This is a genomic window from Pseudomonas sp. PS01303 (assembly GCF_029959385.1).
Taxonomy (GTDB): domain Bacteria; phylum Pseudomonadota; class Gammaproteobacteria; order Pseudomonadales; family Pseudomonadaceae; genus Aquipseudomonas; species Aquipseudomonas rustica.
Genome location: NZ_JASCPK010000291.1, coordinates 1 through 2,469, shown reverse-complemented (window position 1 = coordinate 2,469; position 2,469 = coordinate 1). Strand labels below are relative to the sequence as shown.

The 2,469-nt window shown below is 60.6% G+C and carries 2 protein-coding genes; one reads left to right on the top strand and one right to left on the bottom strand.

The features are described 5' to 3' along the window. Positions 1 to 121: 121 nt before the first annotated feature. Entirely contained in the window at positions 122 to 877 is a 756-nt protein-coding gene (locus QMX93_RS30525) for a spermidine synthase (RefSeq protein WP_053122388.1), read from the bottom strand. A gap of 150 nt (positions 878 to 1,027) precedes the next feature. Here QMX93_RS30525 and QMX93_RS30520 point away from each other — a divergent pair, with 150 nt between their 5' ends. After that, on the top strand, positions 1,028 to 2,374 hold the full coding sequence (locus tag QMX93_RS30520; protein ID WP_003226774.1) for a 3-deoxy-7-phosphoheptulonate synthase class II: 1,347 nt from the start codon (positions 1,028 to 1,030) through the stop codon (positions 2,372 to 2,374). Positions 2,375 to 2,469 lie beyond the last annotated feature (95 nt).

Here is a 2,469-nt window from a genome sequence, read left to right as displayed (position 1 = left end):
AATATTCAAAGCAATTTATCCCCTGTAGGAGCTGCCGAAGGCGGCTATCTTTTGATCTTGATCCTATGAAAAACAAGATCAAAAGATCGCAGCCTTCGGCAGCTCCTACAGGGGTTTCGGATCAAGTGGCCGGGCGAATCGCGTTGATCAACGACTGCAACGAATACCCCAACCGCGGCGCCAGCGCTTCGGCCCGCGCAGTCAACGCCTGCATGTCCAGTTCCTGATCGAGATCCGCCGGCACCAGCAGAATCACATTGCCCTCCTTCACCGGCAGTTCCCAGTAATGCCGGTGATAGAGCCCGCGCAACAGCGCCGCGCCCAACGGCTGGCCATCATCGGTGGCCCACTGATTGATCACCAGCCAGCCGCCCGGATTCAAACGCTTCTGGCAGTCACCGAGAAAACCCCAGGCCAGATGCCCGACACCCGGGCCGACGTCGGTGTACAGGTCGACGAAGATCAAATCCGCAGGTTCCGCCGTCGGCAGCAATTCCAGCGCATCACCGACACGAATGTATAGACGCGGATCATCGTCCAGCCCAAGGTATTCGATCGCCAGACGCGGCACGTCCGGGCGCAACTCGATGGCTTCAACATCTTCCAGTGGCAGAAACTTGAGGCAGGCCTGGGTCAATGTCCCCGCACCCAACCCGAGAAACAGCGCGCTGTCCGGTTGCTCATGGCACAACGCGCCGATCAGCATCGCGCGGGTGTAATCGTACTCCAGCCAGCTCGGGTCAGCGGTGAACACGCAGCTCTGCTCGATCGCATCGCCGAATTCGAGAAAGCGGTAATCGGCCACTTCCAGCACGCGAATCACGCCGAACTCATCCTGTACTTCGGCGAGCAGATGCTCGACGCGCTCCTCAGTCATTTCGTCTCCTGATGGTCACCGGGCGCGGTGACGCGATGGCACCGCTGTGGCGCCGTGGCAAAGCGGCGATTGTCGGCGAAGGGGCGGGAGCAGGTCACGCACTAATTGCTGCTAACATGGCCGTCCGTGCGTAGAACCTTAGAGACCGTGATGAGCCAACCGTGGAGCCCTGACAGCTGGCGCGCCCTGCCGATCCAGCAACAACCCCAATACCCCGACGCCGCGCACCTGCGCCAGGTCGAGCAAACCCTGGCCAGTTATCCGCCGCTGGTGTTTGCCGGCGAGGCACGCGAGCTGCGTCGACAGTTTGCTGAAGTAACTCAGGGCCGCGCGTTCTTGCTCCAGGGTGGCGATTGCGCAGAAAGCTTCGCTGAATTCTCTGCGGCAAAGATTCGCGACACTTTTAAAGTGTTGCTGCAAATGGCGATCGTCATGACCTTCGCCGCCGGTTGCCCGGTGGTCAAAGTCGGGCGCATGGCTGGTCAGTTCGCCAAGCCGCGTTCGGCCAACGACGAGACCATCGACGGCGTGACGCTGCCGGCTTATCGCGGCGACATCGTCAACGGCATCGGTTTCGATGAGAAGAGCCGCGTGCCGGATCCGGAGCGTCTGCTGCAGTCCTATCACCAGTCCACCGCGACGCTGAACCTGTTGCGCGCCTTCGCTCAGGGCGGTTTTGCCGACCTGCACCAAGTGCACAAATGGAACCTCGATTTCATCGCCAACTCAGCGCTGGCCGAGAAGTACAGCCACCTCGCCGACCGCATCGATGAAACCCTGGCATTCATGCGCGCCTGCGGCATGGACAGCTCGCCGCAACTGCGCGAAACCAGTTTCTTCACCGCCCACGAAGCGCTGCTGCTGAACTACGAAGAAGCCTTCGTGCGCCGCGACAGCCTGACCAACGATTACTACGATTGCTCGGCGCACATGCTGTGGATCGGCGACCGCACCCGTCAGCTCGACGGCGCTCACGTCGAATTTCTGCGCGGGGTGAACAACCCGATCGGCGTGAAAGTCGGCCCGAGCATGAACCCGGACGATCTGATTCGCCTGATCGACGTGCTCAACCCGGACAACGATCCGGGGCGTCTTAACCTGATCGCGCGGATGGGCGCGAACAAGGTCGGCGATCACCTACCGGCGCTGATCCGCGCGGTGCAGCGTGAAGGCAAGCAAGTGCTGTGGAGTTCCGACCCGATGCACGGCAACACCATCAAGGCCAGCAGCGGCTACAAGACCCGCGACTTCGCGCAGATCCTTGGCGAGGTGAAGCAGTTCTTCCAGGTGCACGAAGCGGAAGGCAGTTATGCCGGCGGGATTCACATAGAGATGACCGGGCAGAACGTCACCGAGTGCATCGGTGGAGCGCGGCCGATTACGGAAGACGGCTTGTCAGATCGGTATCACACGCATTGTGATCCTCGGATGAATGCCGATCAGTCGCTGGAGTTGGCATTCCTCATCGCCGAAACCCTCAAGCAGGTTCGCCGCTAAACCGCCTGGCCACCGCCCCTGTAGGAGCTGCCGAAGGCTGCGATCTTTTGATGTTGTTTTTTTAAGATCAAGATCAAAAGATCGCAGCCTTCGGC